This is a genomic window from Rickettsia fournieri (assembly GCF_900243065.1).
Classification (GTDB): domain Bacteria; phylum Pseudomonadota; class Alphaproteobacteria; order Rickettsiales; family Rickettsiaceae; genus Rickettsia; species Rickettsia rickettsii.
Genome location: NZ_LT978482.1, coordinates 131,909 through 152,412, shown reverse-complemented (window position 1 = coordinate 152,412; position 20,504 = coordinate 131,909). Strand labels below are relative to the sequence as shown.

Here is a 20,504-nt window from a genome sequence, read left to right as displayed (position 1 = left end):
AAAGCTATAGCAAATTTATATTAATATTAGCGGCTTTTTTTGCCAATTTGGCATATCTTCCGGTAGCAAAACATTAGCATTATAGAATTTCCATAAAAGCCTTATTATTACTAAAGATAAAACAACTATACCGGTTGCTTCATGTATCCCGTATAATTGCCATTTTAAAGGAAGTTTTACGAAATTATCCATTAAGAAACCGACAACGAGCATTAATATAAATATAATGCTCATGATCCAGTGAAAAAGTTTTGCAGTTAAGCCGTAAGAATTTTCAGTATTTGTAAGTAGCATGATAGTACTCAAACTTACTTAATGTCATTGTCGCTCTTCTATGTCATTCCTGCGAAAGCAGGAATCTAAAAAACAATAAAAAATACTAAAATTATTAGTATTTTTAACTAGATCCCATGGACAAGCCACGGGGGGACACCGAGTCACGGTATGACAGTTTCTTCTTAATGCCCAACTGCCGTATCTATAATCTTTTCTGCCTCTGTACCGCTAATTTTTTCTTTATCATTCAGAATGAGATTAGCATTCTTTAAGTCATCTCCTATATGTTCCGCTCTTCCTTTTAAAATCTTAGCTAAAAACTGCTCGGCAAGAGCGTAATATGAGATTCTATTACCGGGTTTTGCAAATCCATGGCCTTCATCTTTGTAAAGTGCATAAACTACCGGTATATGCTTTGCTTGCATGCTGTTTACAATCTGTTCTGATTCTGCCTGCACGACTCTCACATCGTGAACACCTTGTGCTATAAATAAAGGCTTTTTGATATTATCAACAAAATTAATCGGTGATCTTTGTCTTAAAAACTCTTTTTCTTCTTCAGTATCCCAAGGTCCTATACGTGTTTTATATATACTTAACAATGGTGTCATATAAGGAGCTTTAGATTGCACATGAGTTAATAAATTAGACATACCGACAACGTCAACACCGCAAGCAAATACGTCAGGCGTCATGGTAAGACCTACAAGCGTTGCATAACCTCCATAGCTTCCACCCATAATACAAACTTTGTCAGAATCAACTATATTATTCTTAATAGCCCAGTTAACACCATCAATTAAATCGGTGTGCATTTTACCGGCATATTCTAAATTACCGGCGTTTAAGAAATCTTTCCCAAAACCGGTAGAACCACGGTAATTTATACTTAAAACTGCGTAACCACGATTTGCAAGCCACTGATGCTCAGGATTGTATCCCCAGCTATCACGTACCCACGGACCGCCGTGGACATTTAAAATTAGAGGTACTTTTCTATCGGGTATATTATTTTTATCGAGCTTTACATCATTTGGAAAAGTGATATAGCTAACTAAATCAAGACCGTCACGTGACTTGATAATTATCGGTAGCATCTTAGCAAGATTATATTGCTCAAGTTCTTTGCGATTAGTAAATAAAAACTCAGCTTTTTTATTTGCCCTATCATATTTATAATATTTCACCGGTGCATTATCAGCCATATAAGCAACGACCCAAGTTTTATCGTCTAGCGTCCTACTATTAATAATTAAATCACCGCGATCAATAGATTGCAAATATTTAATATCATCTTCAATATCTTTATCTAATATTTTATATGAGACTCTATCATAATCTATAGATACTGCTTGCGGAGTTTGTTTTGTGGGATGAACTGTAAATAAGCCGATATCGGCTTTTGCATCTTCAGCTAATATTTCTTCACTACCTGTAGCTAGTGTTATAGCTTTAAGTGCGGAGGTATTACGATTACGTCCCTCTAGCATATATAAAGTTTCACCGCTAGCATCAAAACCAAGTATGGAAGTGTTAAAAGAATCTTCCATTGATATCTTAGTAAATAACTTTGGTTCTCCGTCTTTGAATTCATAATATTCAACAGCTCCATCTTTATCTAGTAAGCTACCGAATCTTAAATTTAAATTTTCATCAGTTACATAATCAGTAAATCTATCATTTTTATAAATCAGTTCTTTTTCTAGAGTATCTAGATTTAATTTGTAAATATCAAAATATTCAGGATTACGCTCATTTAAATATATTAATATCTCATTTGGCTTCTTATGACTTGCTCCGGCTATTCCAGCTTTAACTCCTTTTTCGGGAGTAAGTAATTTTGTCTCTTTTGTCTCTATGTTATAGCTATAAATTCGGTCATTTTCATCACCGTTAAAATCTTGGGTATATAAAATATTTTTATTATTATAAGCTTTAGCATAAGACCAAATACCGCGTCCTGTGTCATGGGTTATGGCTTCTGCTTTACTAATATCATCTGAGGGTGCTAGCCAAATGTTTAATACACCGTCTTTCGGTGCAACATATAGAATATATTTGCCGTCGTAGGTTAGAGAAACCCTTGCTTTATCAGGGTTACCGAATAAAACTTTTCTGGGGATTATTTGATTGTTATCCGTTATCGTTTGCGTTTGAAACATAAAAATACCGACACTTATTATTAATATAGTGCCTATAATATAGAAAATTTTACTCATTACTAATAGTTTGTGATTTAGTTTTATAGTCTTTTTATGTCATGCCCGATTCCGCGGAAATGACATTCAGGTCATAAGATATAATTGCTACACTCTCTCAATATTGCTTAAAAACCAATCAACTTCTTTGGTATTAGCATTACGTGTAAATGTCCATTCTTCTTTTAAATCTTCGATTTTGTCAACTACATTTTTACCTTGAAATAGTAATTTAATAAATATGTTATTACCGAACATGTAAATTTCTGAATATTTTGCACTTAAAGCCGATGAGTCAAAAAAATCACCATAGGACGGTGTTATTTTTTCAAATTCTTCCAAGTATCTTTTATCTATCAGCTCAGATAATTCTTTAGCATCTTTTTTATAAGCAGCTTCTATAATCATTTGAAAAGCAGTTTTAGCATTATTTATGAATTTAACCGGATCAAAGGAGTAAAGGCGTTTATGGACTTGTTCCATTCCATCTACGACCGCAGTTATATTATGTTCTACTATTATATCTTTAAAAGCTTTAATATCTTGGGCTGTTGGAATATTTTTTTCTTCTTTATTAGATTTAACTGTACTGTAAGTTACGTCCTTAATAACCGGTTCGCCAAAATAAGATTTTTGCTTTGTCTGTTCCTCTTCTGAAGTAGAACCGAGAGTCGTCATTAATTTGTTGATAATGTAAAAGGCAATAACGGCAAAAATTAATAACTCTATTATTTGAGGAGACATTTTCTATTTATTTTTATTAAAAGATTATTTTTTTATATTAATATAAAAAAATAATCTTTTAAAGTTATTTAATAAAAATAAGGATTTATTTTTATTTGAGTTATACTTAAAATTTAAAAAATAACTAAAATATCTTGATTATTTTAATTATTATGATATTATCGTTTTGTAAATGATGTTTAAACTCCATCATTGCAAAACATTTATAGCCTTTAGTCCATTTATGCTAGGGGGGCTGTTGTACTAAAGCTTAATTTTTAAGTGTTTTTAGTATAACGGATAATTATTGTTTTCAATGATTGAGTTTATCCCCTAGCACCTATCTATCTATTCACTTTTAATTGACGAATGAACTGGCGAGCTGGTAATTCAATTATATAATGCAAAATAGTAGCTATTGTAACCGAAGTAGCAAATTTAAGCCATAAAGGAGTTGGATAAATCCAGTAATATGCTACAAAAAATTCTGTAGTTAAAGCAGAAAGGTATAAAGAATATGAAATTTGACCTAGAAAATATGTTATTGGATTACCGAAAATAAGTTTACTTAATCCTGAATCATTAGATGTTCCAATAATTATTAAGGATGAGCCAACTGCAAGCCACCAAAGTGTTTCTGCATTAATTATAATAAAAATATAAGCAAAAACAGCAATTCCTACAAATGTAATAATATCATAAATAATATAATTAAGTTTCAAAGATTTTATATATTTTGTAATAAAAAATGTTATACAACCAAAAATAAATACACCTAAAAACATTATTAAGCTTTTACCGTAAGCAAATTGTACTCTTTTGTTACTAATATGGGTCTGCAGCCATTGAAAAGCATAAGGAGCAGAAATTATCCCATAAGATATAAATAACAAGATTATCAATAACTTAATTATTGATAATCTTTGCATTAATGATATTAAAAAAGGAAATAATTAATATGCAAACATTGCCGTACTTATTGAACATGAAGGTTGATTCCAAGATACTAAATCCGTGAACCCCCATGCTTGAATAAGGAACACATTAAGAAGAAAAGTATAAGAATTATCGTAGGGTGAAAGAATTTCTGGCAAAATCGACTCTGCATTAATACGCATAAAAGCATAAATAAATGTAAGGGATAAACTCTGGCAATACGTAAAAAACTTTTATAACTAACGGTATGCGTATAAAATCTAGTATTATATACATAACATAAAATAAAGCCGGATAACACAAAAAATATTACAACCCCAAGACTGCCAAGTCTTGCTATATTCATTCCAATTGAGTTACCTGGCCAAATTATATGTGGCGTGTAAGAAGAATACCCATAATGCAGTATACCCGCGTAAACCTGTTAATCCTTTTATTTCTTTTAAGTTATCTATTTTGTTATGCCATATTTAAGTTATAACATTACTGATTAAAATATGGCATGATAATAATTTTTTTAATAAATTATTAGATTCTTATATTCAGAGATCTTTTAATAAGTGTGCCACTTTTATAGCATTATCAAATCCGTGATCGTAATGAAATCTTATATCAGGCGAGAATTTCATATTTATTTTATTAGTAATAAAATTTCTGATAGCATTTTTAGAATTATTTAATGCATCCATAATTTCATCTATTGTTAGTTTAGTATTAAAAGGCAAGAAATGACAATTAGCTATTTTGAGATCAGCAGTAACTATAACTTTCGTAATAGTGAGAGGATAATCCAAAAGTCTGCTATCCAGCATTTTGCCACGCCTTAGAATTTCTATTAATGCTTCATTTATAATGCTTGCTAATTTTTGTTGTCTATAAGAATTAGTTTTGGTTAATTTTTTCATGCGTTAAAATATATACAATTCTAAGACATAATAGCATGCTTTTGCCAAACAACCAATACCTAAAAATTTTAGAAATTTTGTTTTAAAAAAACCGGAGAACAAAGAAATAAAGCTTCCCCAAAAAGAAAATGCCATTAAGAAAATTATAAATATCTCATATTTATAATATAGTTTTGTTAAATTTTTATGTCTTAAAATATTTTGTGCATTTTTGGAAGCATAAAAGATATTTAAAACTATTCTTCCAAAAATATAATTGATTGCATTACCGCTAAGAGAAGCACAAATAGCTACTAACAGCATTATTAAACTATTATAGCCTCCGAACATTTTCATAGAATGAAATATTAATTCATTCTGAAAACCTATAACAAGATTTGAGACAAAACTATCAACAAATAATAAACTATATGCTTCAAATTGATTCATGAATGTAATATATTGAATTTTGATTAGGGGTATTAATCGTCATTACGAGGAAAAACTGTAAGTTTTGACGAAGCAATCTCATGCCAAAATCCTGAGATTGCCATAACCCTTACTATCTAACACCAAAATAAAGTAACTGGCAATGAAAAAGCAAATTATTTATCCTGATTTTATAGCACGAATTTTTTCTACGGCACTTGATTTATCAGTATTTGCCTTTATAGCAATCCCAATATCACAATTTTGTTCTTTTAATTTATTATGGTTGTTCTTTAATGATTATTTCCTTAGCAATAACATTAATCTTCATAATCCCAATGAAATGTTTAACTCGGTTATGAGTCAGGAATTTTATGAATATCTTAAAGCAGGAAATTTTAATAAATATATTTTGTTTAATATTTCAATTTTTGCTACTAATATATTAGTAATAGGCTCATATTTCATAACGCTTTGGTATTATAAAGGTGCAACGCTTAGTAAAATGTTTTTACGTATGAAAATCGTAGATGCCGTAACATTAAATCGTCCGACCTTAAAGCAGTTAATTAAAAGATTTTTAGGGTATATGACTTTTCCTATCGGTATTTTTTTCATACTTTTTTCTTCTAAAAAACAAGCATTACATGATAAAATAGCTGGAACCGTCGTTATTAAGTCTTAAATATACTCCTAAGTAATAGACGAAGTTTAATTTGGAAAAGAGCAAGGAGTATATAAGGCGAGGAGCGGAGCGTATACACTTAATAGGTGAGTACCGCAGTTCTATACGACGTAGCTCATTTTTCAAATTAAACGAGTATATTTATGAATGAAACAAATGATAATGATATAGATCAGCTAATTTATCTTTTTTCAAAATTACCCGGTCTTGGTAGTAGATCGGCAAGGCGTATAGCGCTTTACCTATTGCAAGATAAAGACGTAAGGTTAAAAAGCCTAATTAATAATCTTGTAGAGATAGATAAGAAAATAGTAAAATGCGAGATTTGCGGTAATATGGATACGGAAAATATTTGCCGTATTTGTTCTTCTGAATATAGAGATAAATCAATTATTGCTATTGTCGAAACTGTGGCTGAATTATGGGCAATGGAACGTAGCGGTAATTTTAAAGGTTTATATCATGTACTCGGTCATAATTTATCGGCAGCTAGTAGACAAAACCCTAGCATACTTCGGTTACCTGAACTACTCACAAGATGTTTTGCAGAAAATATTAAAGAAGTTATTATTGCTACTAATTCTACTTTAGAAGGTCAGACTACTGCTTATTTTATTACAGAATATTTAAAAGAGCATCCTGCTAAAATTTCTCGCCTTGCTAGCGGTATACCTATCGGAGGTGAACTTGATTATTTAGACGAGGGTACCGTATCTGCCGCTATTAACCTACGCCAACCTTTTGAGTAAAAATTAATAATTTTATTAAAGTTATAGTGAATCTTGATGAAATTCTAGATGATGTTCGCCGGCGAATTTTATTACATCATTATGATTTCCTTGATGATCAAAATGTATCAGTAATTCACCTTGTTCGTTTGAATGTAATATATTTTGAATAAACGCTGGTCACCATCAATTTTAATGTCAACTACTTTTTTACCGATAAATTTAACGCCGTTATCTCCCTGTTGTCTATATATTATATCTTTCTTTAAGGCATTTATAAATTTATCACATTTATTCTTATCTAATTTTTCTTGTAATTTTATTCTTCCATAACATTCAAGTCCTTGATATTTGCCTAAAGCAGTAGTGTTATTACTTGTAATTTCTCCTTCTTGATTAACTTTCCAACTGCTGTAACTAGGAATAACCTGTCCGATAGTATGAAGTAAATGTGCATTTTTTATTGATTGATAATATTCATGAATTTCTATAGGATTTTGATTTTCATACTGCTCTAGCTCTTCTTTAAGTGATAATAAACCAATATATTCCTGTATCTTTTCGTGATCATTAGTTAGCCTTGCAGCTGTGAATCCATTCTCAATGGCTTCCTGATTTTTATTATCATATTGTAAAATTTCCTCAACTTTCTTTAACGCTAAGTTGTATTTCTTAATTGCGATTAAACAAGTGATAATCTTATTAATTTTTTCTATAGCTTGTGCTTGTGCAAAATTAAGGTTGCTAACAAGAGCTTTGATATGAATTTGGTTAATATATTCTTCAGGATTTAATAAAAATTCTATTGCCTGGAAGATATTACTGAGATATGGAGTTATTTTATTTTTAGGTATTTTTTGTATAAATTGTTTAGCTAATTCATATTGTTTGGTATATAAGGCTGTTGTAGATAGTAATATAACACCACTAATAGAGTTGCTAATTTCGATTCACTCATCCTTTAGGTTTTCTTCATTCACAATTTTCTCAGCATCAGAATATTGATTGTATTTGGCAATATATTGAAAACATCGAAACTGTTCTTTACTATCTTTAGATAAATTGTCTTGGTTCATTAGATTTAATTTAGCTTCAGCAATGTCAGCTAAATTAAAACTCATTGCTGTCAAAGTTTTGATATTTGTAGGAGCATTTTTGATTAAATTTTTTGTTTCTGTTGCCCTTTCGTTAAGTAAATAAATATTAAATAAGCTATAGATTGAATCGCTATCGTTTGGTCGATCCTTTAAAATGCGTAATAATTGCTCTTCGTCTAATGATAATTTTCCTGTATTATTATAGGCTACTAATAGATTATAACGGCAAAAATAGATGAATTTACTTTCCTGTTTTTGCTCATTGTTTACTAGATTCGCTAGTCGTGGTGCAAGTAATGTTATTATTTCATCATATTTTTTGGTAGCAAGCAATATTTCAGAAAAAGAGTCTAGAATAGCAAAATCTTCTATATTTGCTAATTGTTTAATAATATCAGGTTGAAATTCAGGTTTTACAAATAATAAAATTTCTGCAATAAAATTTAGATATTTTTGATACCATTCTCCTTGAGTTTTGAGTAAATTTAAAACTATAGGTGCTGATTTAAGTATATCTTTAGCTACTTCTTCAATTAATGCAATATTCTTTTCTACTACGGCTAAACGAAAAATATTTTCCTTAGCGATAAATTTATTGATAATCTTAGTGATAGGGTTAGAAGAATTGGAGCTAGGTTTGTATTCAAAAAATATTTCTACTTTAGAATTTTTATTAATTAAAGCATTATATTCACTAATCTCATAATCTTTAAATAACTCATGATTTTTAAGTTCTGCGTAACTGTATTTTTTAATACACATTCCAATAGCTTTTTTGGGGTTTTTACCTCTTTTATCTTCTTAATTGCTAAATTAGCAAATTCTGGAGCTAATTTTGAATTTTTTATTTCTTCAATAGTTCTTAAATAATTATTTTTTATATCAAATCCTTAACTATTACTGAGTACAATTCTATAGCTGTATTTAAGGTAATATTGGAGCTTCAAGTGGTAACCATAAAATATGGTTATTTTCAGAGAAGTTAATAGAAAACTTTTTTGATTTCATATATGATGCCTAGTTATTTTTAACAAGGCATCATACATTAGTTTAATTCTTAGTAAAAAAATTATTAATATTTTTTAATAATTACCCACCGAATTGCTCTTTAATAATTCTATCTTCCAGCGTATGGTTTTTATTAAAGAGCAGTTTGACAGGCTTATCCTTAGTAGATTTAACGGTAACATTTGTGATATTATTAAACTCCTGAAAGTCGGCAGTAGCATTTACCGGTCGTTTATTTGTATTAAGTATTTCAAATTTAATCGTAGCAGATGAAAGCAGTAAAGCACCGTGCCATCTACGCGGTCTAAACGAGCAGATAGGGGTTAGGCATAACATGTTTGACTCAAGCGGTAAAATAGGACCGCTGGCAGATAAATTATAAGCACTACTTCCGGCAGGTGTTGCAACTAAAGCTCCGTCTGCTACTAATTCGCTCATTCTCTCTATCCCGTTTACGTCTATTCTAAATTTAGCAGCTTGATTAGTTTTACGAAATATCGATACTTCGTTAATAGCAAGTGCCGTATATATTTGACCGCTCGTATCTTCGACTTGCATAAGAAGAGGATTTAGGATAGAAACCGTACTTTCGTGTATATTTTGTAATAAATTTTTGGTATCTAAAGGATTCATTAAAAAGCCGAGGCTTCCTAAATTAACTCCGTAAAAAGGTATATTAAGATGCATATAGCGGTGAATATTATGTAGTAATTCTCCATCCCCGCCTATTACGATAATGACCTCCGCTTCCTCTATTTTACAATAATTATAGAGTTTTTTTATTCCCTCTATAATAGCTAAATGTTTGGAATTTTGGTTATAAATCAATGCTATTTTATTTATATTCATTATATGAATTTCTTTTTTAATATATAGACGCTTAACTAATAATAAGTTATAAGAATAAAATAATAAAATAAATATTAAGTTAAATTATGTCATCATTCAACATCAAAAATCATAAAAATGATCTGCTATTTGTACCGCTAGGGGGATCTAATGAAATAGGTATGAATCTTAATCTTTACCATTATCAAGGTAAATGGTTAATGGTTGATTGTGGTAGCGGTTTTGCCGATGATTATTTACCCGGTGTTGATATGATAATTGCTGATAGCAGCTTTATCGAGAAATATAAAAAAGATATAGTAGGTCTGATTTTAACTCATGCTCACGAGGATCATTTAGGTGGAGTCCAATATTTATGGAATAGCCTTAAATGTCCTATTTATACTACTACTTTTACAGCAAATTTTTTAAAAATTCGTTTAAATGAATATGATTTTGCTAAAAATATAAAAATTCATGAAGTAAAACCCGGTAGTAAAATAAATCTAGATCCTTTTTCCTTAGAGATGGTGCCACTAACTCACTCGGCTCCTGAAATGCAAGCAATTATGATCCGTACGGATGCAGGTAATATTTTACATACGGGGGATTGGAAATTTGATAACGATCCGATACTTGGGCAAAAAGCCGATAAGGAGCTTTTAAAATCTTACGGAGATGAAGGGGTTCTTGCACTTGTTTGTGATTCAACTAACGTATTTAATAAAGGAAGCTCAGGTTCTGAGGGGGATGTTAGAAAAAGTTTAGTAGATATTATAGCCGGTTGTCCTCAAATGGTAGTAGTTTCAACCTTTGCCTCTAATTTAGCACGGCTTGATACAATAATTCATGCTGCAGGGCTTGCGGGTAGAAAAGTAGTCTTAACCGGTAGAAGTTTGCACCGTATGATGCTTGCTGCGCAGGAAAGCGGCTATTTGAAAGATATTGCTCCTCTAATTAGTGAACGTGATGTTAGCAGATTTAGAAGAGAAGAATTATTAGTAATTGCTACCGGTTGTCAAGGTGAGCCTATGGCTGCCACCGCAAAACTGGCTAGTAATTCTCACCCGTCTATAAAGCTTGTTCCTAAGGATACAATGATTTTTTCTTCAAAAATTATTCCGGGTAATGAAAAGAAAATATTCAGGCTATTTAATATATTTGTTAAAGCCGGTGTAGAAGTTATTACCGAGCGAGACCATTTTGTACATGTTTCAGGACATCCATCGATTGACGAGCTACAAAAAATGTATTCTCTAATTAGACCGAATATTTGTATACCTGTTCACGGCGAGCCTGTACATATTCATGAACATGTTAAGCTTGCTAAGAAAAACGGCATAAAACAGGCAGTAGAGGTTGAAAACGGTAGTGTAGTACTGCTTGAACCTAATAATGCAAAAGTAATTTCAAAGGTTGAAAACGGTTATTTAGCTGTTGACGGTAATTATTTGCTGCCCGTTGAATCTCCGATTTTCAAAGCTAGAAGACGTATGCGTGAGTCGGGTATCGTGGTAGCATCAGTAGTCATTAATAAAAAAGGACTGCTTGCTGCAAACCCAATGCTGTCTATGCCCGGGCTGCTTGATCCGAAAGAGGATATGGCATTAGTTAACCTCATTAAAAACGACATTAAAGAACTTGTTACCATTCAAAATAAACAGGCAAAAAAAGCATTGTCGGATGAACAAGTAATCGAGGCAATAAAAGGAACAATCCGTAAAACCTTAAAACAAGAAATTAATAAGTCACCCGTTATAATAGTAAATCTTGAGAAAGCTGTGGAGTAGTGAAATTGTTATTGTGAGTAGTATTGTTTTATGGCTCGAGAAATTCGCTCGATGTCATTCCCGCGGAAGCGGGAATCCAGAAAAACAACTTCAATATTGATACAGAAGTTACATATTTGATAAAAAAACCATATAAAAACAAGTTTTTATATGGTTTTACTGGATTCCCGCCTTCGTGAGAATGACATAAACAAGCCAAGCAACGATACCTACAAACCTGCAAGTGACAAAGAAAAAATAAGCACATGAACAAATTTAAAAATATTGCGGTTTATGGGGGAGGGAGTTTCGGTACTAGCCTTGCTTCTTTAGCAGCACAAAACTGTAATAACGTTACTTTATTTTTACGTGATGAGGCAATAGCAAAGGAAATTTTACATAACAAAACTAATGTAAAATATTTAGGGGATATTAAATTACCTGCTCATTTACAGGCTACTACAAACTTAGATATAATTAAGGATTTTGAACTAATTATTATTGCAGTGCCGTCTTACGCTTTTGATGACTCAATAAAATTATTAAAAACTCACAGCATTTCTAAAGACAATACTCTTCTAATTGCAACAAAAGGCTTTGCCCGTAATCCTACCGCATTATTTTCAGATAGGTTAAAAACTCTATTACCGCATAGCCCTACAGCGTTTTTTGTAGGTCCGAATCTAGCAAAAGAACTTGCTAAAAATTTACCTGCTTCGGCAAGTATTGCAAGTTTAGATATAGATATAGCAAATAAAATAGCTTATAACCTAAGTTCAAAAATTTTTACTACTAATGTGTCAAGCGATATTGTAACATTACAGGTAGCAGGAGCTTTAAAAAATATTTTTGCTATTAAAAGCGGTATTGATTTAGCAAGAAAGCAGGGCGAAAATGCAAGAGCAACGCTTATAGTAGCTGCCTTAAAAGAAATTGCTATTTTGTCGAAAGCTTTAGGTGGTATGCAAAAAAATTCTGATATTTTACTAGAGGGTGTAGTAGGTGATTTAGTGCTTACTTGTTATTCGTTAGGTTCACGTAATACAAAATTTGGTTATGAACTTGGAATTAGTAGCGATAAAAAGAAATTTTTACAGGAATATAAAGAGCTAGTAGAGGGAAGAGAAGCATTAAAATTAGTTTTGGATTTGATAAAAAAATATAATTTATATATGCCTATAATTTCCGAAGTAGCTTCGTGTGTTATTCCTTATGTCATTCCTGCGAAAGCAGTAATCCAGAAAAAAGTATAAATACAGCAAATTTTTGAAATTAAAAGCTCGATTCATCTCGCTTTATGCTAGATTCCTGCTTTCGCAGGAATGACATATGACTCCACGCGAGCAATACCAATCAAGTATTACAGCAATCTCTTCATCTGTTCTTGCTCTAATTTTTCTTCTTTATCTAGTTTGTTTAAAAATTCTTTATAAAAACCGTTTGTTATATATACAAGTTCCATTTCGGTATTTAATTCAGAAGATTTAAGTATGATTACACATTCACCATCCTTGAAAGTAACCACTTTATCATTTTCTTCTTCTAAACTATATTTATCTTTTAAAATGTTATAAAACTCTTCAAATTTATTTTGATCTATAGTTAAAATAACGACTTTAAAATCATTACATATCACTAAAGCTTTAGATATAGTTTTTGTATTTGGTTCTATATAACTATATAATAATTATATCCTTGCCAATAATTAGGTTCTTTATTGATGATTTTGTATTTTTTGTTAGATCTATATTGGTAGTTTTATTTAATTCAAGCCCAAGTGGCATAGGATTAGAATAGATATTTAAACAAAAAAATATAATGAATAAGGATAATAGATTTTGCATAAATAATATGAAAATTTCATATTAAATTAGACACCTTAAATAACATAAAATTTTTAAAGTTTCAATTAGAAATTTATTTTGGTCTGATGAAGTAAAAATCTTTACAAAATTTAGTGAAAAAAAATAAAACCTCGTATATTATAAGTAATTATATCTTTAGCTCATTACATGATAATCTTTAGTATAGTTTTTTTTAAAACCGTTTCGGTATTATTAAGTTTAGTAATAGGATTTTTAGCAGGTAAATATTCAAATGTTGAAAAAGATAGTATCTCCTCGTTACTATTCTATTTTATATCACCTATAGTATTTTTTACGATACCTGCTAGTACAACCTTAACACTTGCGGCATTAAGCGTTACGGTTGTAACATTTGTAATTGCAACACTCTTATCGCTCTTTTCTTATTATTTTTTTGGTAAATTTTGGCAGGATCATACACGTAATATTATAGCTTTGTCTGCAGGTACGGCAAATGGCGGGTATTTTATGTTGCCTATAGCTGCAGCACTTTTTGATGATTATACATTAAGTATTTACATGATGGCTGTTATAGGAGTGAATATTTATGAATGTTCCGTCGGCTTTTATATTTGTATGAGGAGCTTTGCTAATACTACCGATAGTATATTAAAAGTAGTAAAATTACCGATTTTAAATGCTTTTTTCTTGGGATGTTTATTTAGTTTTTGCGGTTTTACTTTACCGGATTTTTTAGATGATTTTATATATAATATGAAAGGCTCTTTTTCGATACTCGGTATGGTGATGGTGGGTCTTGCTCTTTCATCTCTACAAAAATTTGAAGTCGATATCAAATTTACTCTTGCTACTTTTGCTGCTAAATTTCTATTCTATCCTTTGGGAGTAGGGTTATTTATCATGTTTGATCATTTTGTAACAAAATGGTATAACAATGATTACTATAATGCCCTAAAACTACTTTCTACGGCACCACTCGCAGCAAATACTATAGTTATAGCGAATTTACAGAAATTTTACCCTGAAAAAGTTGCAGCTACTGTGTTTTTATCTTTGCTTTTTGTAGTTATATATATGCCGACCATGGTCAGTATATTTTTAAGTGACTTAAATTAATAACATGATGACAATGATTTTTTTACAATTTATTCTAAATTGGTATTAATAGGTTCATATGAAAATTAATTCAATAAAAATTGGTCCCTATATTAATTTATTACCTCTTCAATATATACCGAAACATAAAATTTCTTATTTGGAATTCGGTGATCCTAAAAATAAAAATATAATAGTATGTGCTCACGGTTTAACTAGAAATGCTCATGATTTTGATAAAATAGCTAAAGAGTTGAGTAAAAATTATAGAGTAATTGCAATAAATTATCCCGGTCGCAGTGATAGCGAAAATTTTAAAAAAGCTAATCATTATAACTATACGACTTATATTAAAGATACGTTATTTTTTTTTAAAAGGCTCAATATCAAAAATCCTATTTGGCTTGGTACTTCAATGGGCGGTATTATAGGTATGGTACTTGCCAGTAAATATAAAAATATTTTTAAAGCCTTAATATTAAATGATATAGGGGCGTTTATTGATGCTGCTCCTTTAATTAAAATTGGAGGTTATGCTAAAAAAACGATACTCTTAGATGATTTGGCTAGTGCAAAAGAACATTTAAAACTTATTTATGCACAAAGCGGTATTAAAGATGAAGAAGATTGGGATTATTTAACAAAATATAGTGTAATTTCTACATTCGGCGGAAAATATAAAATGAATTATGATCCTGCTATAACAAAAGGAATGAAAAATGCTAGTAACCAGGAAGATATTAAACTATGGTCTGTATGGAATAAAATAAAATGTAGAATATTAGTAATTCATGGGATGAAATCTCAAATTTTAACAAAATCTACTATTAAAAAGATGAAAGAAACAAAAATTTTTGATCTTTATGAAGTAAAATATGCCGGTCATGCTCCTTCTCTAATGAACCCTGAAGAAATTAACTATGTCAAATCTTGGTTAGAAAAGAAGTCTTAGATTGTGTGACCTTGTATTGTACGAACGTTCAGGATGTCATTCCCGCGGAAGCGGGAATCCAGAAAAATAACCTTAATCTTGGTACAAAAATTACATATTTAATAAAATAAACATATAAAGAAACTGTTTTTTATATGTTTTTCTGGATTCCTGCTTTCGCATGAATGACATAGGCATCATTTAAATTAATAAATAATAATTATGAAAATTACTACTAAAGTACTAATAATAGGTTCAGGACCTGCGGGCTTAAGTGCCGCTATTTATACAGCTAGAGCTGCTTTAAAACCAATATTAATAAATGGTATGCAGCCAGGCGGGCAGCTTACAATTACCACCGATGTTGAAAACTATCCAGGATTTGCGGAAACGGTGCAAGGACCTTGGCTTATGGAGCAGATGTCTATGCAGGCTAAAAATGTCGGTACGGAAATTGTTAGTGATTACGTAGAAAAGGTGGATTTATCAAAAAGACCTTTTAAAGTATTTACAGGAGCAGGAAATGAATATGACGCGGAGAGCATAATAATTTGTACCGGTGCGGAAGCAAAATGGCTTGGTATAGCTTCAGAGCAGAAATTTCGTGGTTTTGGTGTTTCGGCATGTGCTACTTGCGATGGTTTCTTTTTTAAGAATCAAGAAATAGTTGTAGTAGGGGGAGGAAATAGTGCAGTAGAAGAAGCTTTATACTTAACCAATCATGCTAACAAAGTCACTATAGTGCATAGAAGAGATAGTTTTAGAGCTGAGAAAATATTACAGGATCGATTATTTAAAAATTCTAAAATATCAGTAATTTGGGATCATGTAGTAGATGAGATTGTAGGTAGCAATAAACCAAAATCCGTTACTGGAGTTAAAATTCAAAATGTTCACACCAAAGAGATTAGTTTATTGAATTGTAGCGGTGTATTTATAGCTATTGGGCATGCACCGAATACGGGGCTATTTACCGGACAAATTGTAATGGATGACGATAATTATATCATCACGAAGTCAGGCACTACTAGAACTAGTGTAGAAGGTGTTTTTGCTGCTGGTGACGTTCAGGATAAAATTTATAGACAAGCAGTAACTGCTGCAGGAACAGGCTGTATGGCGGCTCTTGAGGCTGAAAAATTTCTAAATAAATAATTTAGATTTTTTAGCTGTAAATTAACATATAAGTTAATAAAAAATTGTTGCATTCAGTAAGACACTTATTATAGTCATTGTGTATTAATTTAATTAGGTACAAATATATAATGACTTGGAACATAATAAATATACCACCACAAAAACAAAATATTGATACATATCCATTACTTATGAAATTTTTAGTTGGATGAGATAGTTTTAACATACAAAATTTAGAAGCATTGAAAAAATGCTAATTTAGAAATAGAGCTAGCAGAAGCCGCATTTTCACAAAAATTTTTAATATATTCTGCAATAAAATTTTACTTAAATCATTTTTATCCAAATAGCCAAAGTGAAAAATTTACAGAGCTAGAAATAACCGGAGTTAGATATGATCAAGTAATAAAGGCTCCTGATATTAGGTTAGCTACTGATAAGCCTACGACTACTAATATATTTAAAAATTTGACTTTTGACTCAATGTTACATCAGAATTGGATTTTTAATGGAGATGACTCAAGTGGTTGGCTGTTAGCAAATATAAATCTTAATAAAGGCGGTTATTTAATAACTTAGAAAAAGTATTTCTCTCAGCTGTGATCTCTTTAGAGTCACAATTAATAAATCCTAAGAAAAAATATTACTCTGATATTTCATCTGAGGTTATTGAGTATGCATGGGGAAATATTAAAGGAGTTAAAGGTAATGATTTAGAGCCATTCAAGAATTTAATAGCTTTTGGCAAAGAAGAAATTAAGTCCCTCTGAGTTATGGGTTAAAATAGCTGAGGCTATAAAGGTAGGTAAAGTATCAAATTTATTGTGAGAAAATATTCTAGAAGACTTAAACAAGGCAGGTGTATAGACTTTAATTATAATATAACTGAAAACTCTGCTATATTATCTGACATTGGATATAAATTTCCTCAAGAAATATTGAATCTTATATTAAACGCAATAGCTCCTGAAGATATCATTAATATTATAAAACATGCTAATTTGGAAAATATTTCTTATGATGTATTAGAAAGCCAAATGGGTGGTGAAGATTTTGGTATAAATAATTCATTATAAATATTTTTCTTGTTAGTATTGCCGTATAATTTTAAGATAAGTTTGTAACACTTTTCTCGAGCCATGCAACAACGCCAATGTTCGCTCGCAATGACGATTTTAGTATCCACACAGGTAAAAATATATGAGCTTACTTAAAAACATTACGGGAAAGAATTATATAAACGGTGAATTTATAGAGTTCGGGAAGCAAATATCCGTTATTAATCCTGCGACCTTAAAAGAAATTGCTACAGTTCCGAATTTAGGATTATCTGAGATTAATTCAGCGATTAATAATACGGTGACTAGTTTTTCTTTATGGTCACAAAGCTCATTTGAAGCGAGAATAGCGATTCTTAGAAGATGGTATAATTTAGTAATCGAAAATATTGAGGAGTTAAGTCATATATTAACCCTAGAGCAGGGTAAAATACTTGCTGAATCAAAAAAAGAAATTTTATATGGAGCCTCTTTTATTGATTGGTATACATATGCTATACGTAATATTCATTCGACTATCAAACCCGGTAATAGTAAAACTCATAAAATTGTTACGCAATATGAGCCTGTAGGACCGTCTGCTGCTATAACTCCTTGGAATTTTCCAAGTGCAATGATTACTCGCAAGGTAGTACCTGCAATAGCTGCGGGTTGCAGCGTTATATTAAAACCGTCAAGTCTTACGCCTCTATCAGCTTTAGTACTTGCGAAATTTGCAAGCGATGCCGGTTTGCCTGCCGGAGTATTTAATGTAATTACAGGTAGTTCAGATATTATAGGTAAGGCTTTTTGTGAAGATTTTAGGCTTCGGAAAATTATCATTTACCGGCGCTACAAATGTCGGTAAAATTCTATATCAAAATGCCGCAAATACTCTAAAACGTTTATCTTTGGAACTTGGCGGCAATGCTCCTTTCATTATAACGGCAGATAATAATTTAGAGAAAGTAGTAAGTGATTTAGTAATCGCTAAAACTAGAAATAGTGGACAGTCTTGTATTTCACCTAACAGAACATTTATAGAAGAATCTATATATGAAAAATTTATAGAAATTCTAAAGGCTAAATTTACTAAGCTTAAAGCCGGTGACGGATTTGATAAGGAATCGGATGTAGGTCCGTTAATTAATTCTGCTGCCATAGAAAAAATACAAAAGTTACTCGCTGATGCACAAAGTAAAGGAGCTAAATTAATTTGCGGCGGTAAAGCTGTTGATAATTTTATTGAGCCTACTATTATTATTGACTGTTTGGATAATATGGATATCTTTAGAATAGAAATATTCGGTCCGGTAGTTGCTTGTTATAAATTTAAAGATTTGGATGAAGTAATAGAACATGCAAATAATACCGAATACGGCTTGCAAGGATATGTATATTCAAATAATATATCCGTGGCACAAATGATAGCGTCTAAGCTTGATTTTGGTATGGTATCGATTAACGACCCGTTACCTGCAAATGCAAAAGCACCTTTTGCAGGACGTAAAGCTTCAGGTTTTGGAGTTGAAGGCTCATTTGAAGGGATATTTGAATATCTAAATACGAAATATATAAATTTACAGAATTAAGAATGCCCGCATGGTTCCTTTTATGTCATTCATGCGAAAGCAGGAATCTAGTAAAGAATATAAAAAATTATTTTATATGCTTATTTTATAAAAAATATAATAATCTTAATACTAAAAATTATGCTAGTGCTTGTAGATAATATTGAAGTACAAATTGAAAAAATTTATGAAGTATTTGATTTAATAGATAATGAAAGAGCTGATCTTTTGTTATGAGCAGTATCTGATTGTCTTGCCAAGCTATTAGATCAATATAAAGAATCGTTAATAATTGAATATGTTGATCCTTTGATGCAACTAATTAAAAGGTTTGAAGAGCAAAATACTATAATACCCAAAATGCTTAATAATGCTTTAAGCAATATATTATTAATCCTTGAAGATGGATGTAAAGCTGAAGAATCATCACTAATAGAAAATATAATTAATAGTTTAAATACTCTTGATATGTTAGGAGGACATGCATAGTAATCTTCCAAAAATCTCAATAGTTTTACCGGTTTATAATAGAAAGAAGCTATTACCTTTTGCTATTGAGAGCTGCCTTAATCAAAGCTTTAAAGACTTTGAGCTTATTATTATTGATGATTGCTCAAAAGATAATAGCGTTATAGTAGCTAGGACATATGCAGAGCAGGATTCACGTATTAAGGTAATAGTAAATGAGACCAATAAAAGATTACCGGCAAGTCTTAATATTGCTTTTAAAGAGGCCAAAGGGGAGTATTTGACTTGGATTTCGGATGATAATCTTTTCCATGAAAATGCTTTAGAAAAAATGGTTAAGATACTTGATAATTCACCTAAGATAGGGCTTGTATATACTGATTATACTTTGATCGATGACCACGGTAAAGTAGGAATAAGACTTTATCAAGAACCTCCTGAGTTTTTACCGATTAGAGATTGCGTCGGTGCATGTTTCTTATATAGAGCCGATTTAGCAAGGCAAGTAGGTGGATATAATGAAAATATGCAGTTAGTGGATGATTATGAATATTGGCTAAGGTTTGGGCTTGTTACGAAATTTGCTCATATACCGGAATCTTTATATTTCTACCGAGTACATGATCAAAGCTTAACAATAGAGAGTAAAGTAGAAGCAAAACAGGCAAAAAGAGTTTTAAAAGAATTATTTAAAGATCAATATATTATTCCTGCTGAGATTAAACCTATAAATGATTTATATAATTGGTTTATTGAAGATAGAAATTTAAGCTCTTATTTTAGGTTATTGAAAATAATTATTTGTAGTCCGATAATTACTATTTCATATATTATTAAGAATCTAAGAAGAATAAGGTGATATTTTAATGCTTTAATGT

19 protein-coding genes and 4 pseudogenes are annotated in these 20,504 nt (G+C 30.8%); 13 read left to right on the top strand and 10 right to left on the bottom strand.

All coding sequences use genetic code 11. The features are described from left to right. Window positions 1–15: 15 nt before the first annotated feature. The 7 genes and pseudogenes from C4Q30_RS00855 to C4Q30_RS00825 form a co-directional block, all read right to left on the bottom strand. Window positions 16–294, bottom strand: a complete 279-nt coding sequence (locus C4Q30_RS00855) for a cytochrome b (protein WP_103896919.1) — start codon at window positions 292–294, stop codon at window positions 16–18. 164 nt (window positions 295–458) lie between these two features. Further along, complete coding sequence (locus C4Q30_RS00850; RefSeq protein ID WP_103896918.1) at window positions 459–2,495, bottom strand: S9 family peptidase; 2,037 nt, start codon at window positions 2,493–2,495, stop codon at window positions 459–461. An 87-nt stretch (window positions 2,496–2,582) separates the two neighbouring features. Further along, window positions 2,583–3,218: a Tim44 domain-containing protein gene (locus tag C4Q30_RS00845; RefSeq protein WP_014014297.1), complete on the bottom strand. Its 636-nt coding sequence runs from the start codon at window positions 3,216–3,218 to the stop codon at window positions 2,583–2,585. Between the two features lie 323 nt (window positions 3,219–3,541). Further along, window positions 3,542–4,126, bottom strand: a complete 585-nt coding sequence (locus tag C4Q30_RS00840; protein ID WP_245207392.1) for an acyltransferase family protein — start codon at window positions 4,124–4,126, stop codon at window positions 3,542–3,544. A gap of 188 nt (window positions 4,127–4,314) precedes the next feature. Next, window positions 4,315–4,532: pseudogene (locus tag C4Q30_RS10345) on the bottom strand (hypothetical protein); the annotation flags it as partial. Between the two features lie 143 nt (window positions 4,533–4,675). After that, a complete protein-coding gene (gene rbfA, locus C4Q30_RS00830) occupies window positions 4,676–5,038 on the bottom strand; it encodes a 30S ribosome-binding factor RbfA (RefSeq protein ID WP_103896915.1) in 363 nt (120 codons plus the stop codon). A 3-nt stretch (window positions 5,039–5,041) separates the two neighbouring features. Next, window positions 5,042–5,467, bottom strand: coding sequence for a YqaA family protein (locus tag C4Q30_RS00825; RefSeq protein ID WP_103896914.1), 426 nt, complete (start codon window positions 5,465–5,467; stop codon window positions 5,042–5,044). Between the two features lie 142 nt (window positions 5,468–5,609). On the opposite strand from C4Q30_RS00825, the gene C4Q30_RS00815 reads away from it, so the two are divergent. Beyond that, window positions 5,610–6,131 carry an RDD family protein gene (locus tag C4Q30_RS00815; RefSeq protein ID WP_004995736.1) on the top strand — a complete coding sequence of 174 codons (522 nt, stop codon included), beginning with the start codon at window positions 5,610–5,612 and terminating at the stop codon, window positions 6,129–6,131. A gap of 143 nt (window positions 6,132–6,274) precedes the next feature. Next, window positions 6,275–6,880, top strand: a complete 606-nt coding sequence (gene recR / locus C4Q30_RS00810; protein WP_103896913.1) for a recombination mediator RecR — start codon at window positions 6,275–6,277, stop codon at window positions 6,878–6,880. Window positions 6,881–7,809: 929 nt separating this feature from the next. Here the strand turns inward: recR and C4Q30_RS09335 are convergent. Beyond that, window positions 7,810–8,718: a hypothetical protein gene (locus C4Q30_RS09335; protein ID WP_245207391.1), complete on the bottom strand. Its 909-nt coding sequence runs from the start codon at window positions 8,716–8,718 to the stop codon at window positions 7,810–7,812. Window positions 8,719–9,045: 327 nt separating this feature from the next. Then, complete coding sequence (locus C4Q30_RS00790) at window positions 9,046–9,813, bottom strand: NAD kinase (RefSeq protein WP_103896912.1); 768 nt, start codon at window positions 9,811–9,813, stop codon at window positions 9,046–9,048. A gap of 86 nt (window positions 9,814–9,899) precedes the next feature. On the opposite strand from C4Q30_RS00790, the gene C4Q30_RS00785 reads away from it, so the two are divergent. Together C4Q30_RS00785 and C4Q30_RS00780 are read left to right on the top strand one after the other, a co-directional pair. Beyond that, window positions 9,900–11,582, top strand: coding sequence for a ribonuclease J (locus tag C4Q30_RS00785; RefSeq protein ID WP_103896911.1), 1,683 nt, complete (start codon window positions 9,900–9,902; stop codon window positions 11,580–11,582). Window positions 11,583–11,827: 245 nt separating this feature from the next. Further along, window positions 11,828–12,814, top strand: a complete 987-nt coding sequence (locus C4Q30_RS00780) for an NAD(P)H-dependent glycerol-3-phosphate dehydrogenase (RefSeq protein ID WP_103896910.1) — start codon at window positions 11,828–11,830, stop codon at window positions 12,812–12,814. 107 nt (window positions 12,815–12,921) lie between these two features. Here the strand turns inward: C4Q30_RS00780 and C4Q30_RS00775 are convergent, their stop codons facing one another. Then, entirely contained in the window at window positions 12,922–13,197 is a 276-nt protein-coding gene (locus tag C4Q30_RS00775) for a hypothetical protein (RefSeq protein ID WP_103896909.1), read from the bottom strand. Between the two features lie 376 nt (window positions 13,198–13,573). On the opposite strand from C4Q30_RS00775, the gene C4Q30_RS00770 reads away from it, so the two are divergent. The 9 genes and pseudogenes from C4Q30_RS00770 (at window position 13,574) to C4Q30_RS00730 (ending at window position 20,485) form a co-directional block, all read left to right on the top strand. Beyond that, entirely contained in the window at window positions 13,574–14,503 is a 930-nt protein-coding gene (locus tag C4Q30_RS00770; protein WP_014014308.1) for an AEC family transporter, read from the top strand. 58 nt (window positions 14,504–14,561) lie between these two features. Further along, complete coding sequence (locus C4Q30_RS00765; protein ID WP_103896908.1) at window positions 14,562–15,434, top strand: alpha/beta fold hydrolase; 873 nt, start codon at window positions 14,562–14,564, stop codon at window positions 15,432–15,434. Window positions 15,435–15,635: 201 nt separating this feature from the next. Then, a complete protein-coding gene (gene trxB / locus C4Q30_RS00760; protein WP_014273478.1) occupies window positions 15,636–16,568 on the top strand; it encodes a thioredoxin-disulfide reductase in 933 nt (310 codons plus the stop codon). 246 nt (window positions 16,569–16,814) lie between these two features. Further along, window positions 16,815–17,088, top strand: a pseudogene (locus C4Q30_RS10340) (hypothetical protein). 61 nt (window positions 17,089–17,149) lie between these two features. Continuing rightward, window positions 17,150–17,320 carry a hypothetical protein gene (locus tag C4Q30_RS00750; RefSeq protein ID WP_245207390.1) on the top strand — a complete coding sequence of 57 codons (171 nt, stop codon included), beginning with the start codon at window positions 17,150–17,152 and terminating at the stop codon, window positions 17,318–17,320. A 54-nt stretch (window positions 17,321–17,374) separates the two neighbouring features. Continuing rightward, window positions 17,375–17,626 carry a hypothetical protein gene (locus tag C4Q30_RS00745; protein WP_103896906.1) on the top strand — a complete coding sequence of 84 codons (252 nt, stop codon included), beginning with the start codon at window positions 17,375–17,377 and terminating at the stop codon, window positions 17,624–17,626. Window positions 17,627–17,750: 124 nt separating this feature from the next. Next, window positions 17,751–19,179 (top strand): annotated as a pseudogene (locus C4Q30_RS00740) (NAD-dependent succinate-semialdehyde dehydrogenase). A gap of 120 nt (window positions 19,180–19,299) precedes the next feature. Next, window positions 19,300–19,647, top strand: a pseudogene (locus C4Q30_RS10335) (hypothetical protein). Next, on the top strand, window positions 19,640–20,485 hold the full coding sequence (locus C4Q30_RS00730; RefSeq protein WP_103896905.1) for a glycosyltransferase: 846 nt from the start codon (window positions 19,640–19,642) through the stop codon (window positions 20,483–20,485). The pseudogene C4Q30_RS10335 and the gene C4Q30_RS00730 overlap by 8 nt, the downstream one beginning before the upstream one ends. The last annotated feature ends 19 nt before the right edge of the window (window positions 20,486–20,504 follow it).

Coding starts and splice junctions, on each gene's coding strand:
- C4Q30_RS00855 (WP_103896919.1), bottom strand. CDS start 294: ATGCTACTTACAAATACTGAAAATTCTTACGGCTTAACTGCAAAACTT.
- C4Q30_RS00850 (WP_103896918.1), bottom strand. CDS start 2,495: ATGAGTAAAATTTTCTATATTATAGGCACTATATTAATAATAAGTGTC.
- C4Q30_RS00845 (WP_014014297.1), bottom strand. CDS start 3,218: ATGTCTCCTCAAATAATAGAGTTATTAATTTTTGCCGTTATTGCCTTT.
- C4Q30_RS00840 (WP_245207392.1), bottom strand. CDS start 4,126: ATGCAAAGATTATCAATAATTAAGTTATTGATAATCTTGTTATTTATA.
- rbfA (WP_103896915.1), bottom strand. CDS start 5,038: ATGAAAAAATTAACCAAAACTAATTCTTATAGACAACAAAAATTAGCA.
- C4Q30_RS00825 (WP_103896914.1), bottom strand. CDS start 5,467: ATGAATCAATTTGAAGCATATAGTTTATTATTTGTTGATAGTTTTGTC.
- C4Q30_RS00815 (WP_004995736.1), top strand. CDS start 5,610: ATGAAAAAGCAAATTATTTATCCTGATTTTATAGCACGAATTTTTTCT.
- recR (WP_103896913.1), top strand. CDS start 6,275: ATGAATGAAACAAATGATAATGATATAGATCAGCTAATTTATCTTTTT.
- C4Q30_RS09335 (WP_245207391.1), bottom strand. CDS start 8,718: ATGTGTATTAAAAAATACAGTTACGCAGAACTTAAAAATCATGAGTTA.
- C4Q30_RS00790 (WP_103896912.1), bottom strand. CDS start 9,813: ATGAATATAAATAAAATAGCATTGATTTATAACCAAAATTCCAAACAT.
- C4Q30_RS00785 (WP_103896911.1), top strand. CDS start 9,900: ATGTCATCATTCAACATCAAAAATCATAAAAATGATCTGCTATTTGTA.
- C4Q30_RS00780 (WP_103896910.1), top strand. CDS start 11,828: ATGAACAAATTTAAAAATATTGCGGTTTATGGGGGAGGGAGTTTCGGT.
- C4Q30_RS00770 (WP_014014308.1), top strand. CDS start 13,574: ATGATAATCTTTAGTATAGTTTTTTTTAAAACCGTTTCGGTATTATTA.
- C4Q30_RS00765 (WP_103896908.1), top strand. CDS start 14,562: ATGAAAATTAATTCAATAAAAATTGGTCCCTATATTAATTTATTACCT.
- trxB (WP_014273478.1), top strand. CDS start 15,636: ATGAAAATTACTACTAAAGTACTAATAATAGGTTCAGGACCTGCGGGC.
- C4Q30_RS00730 (WP_103896905.1), top strand. CDS start 19,640: ATGCATAGTAATCTTCCAAAAATCTCAATAGTTTTACCGGTTTATAAT.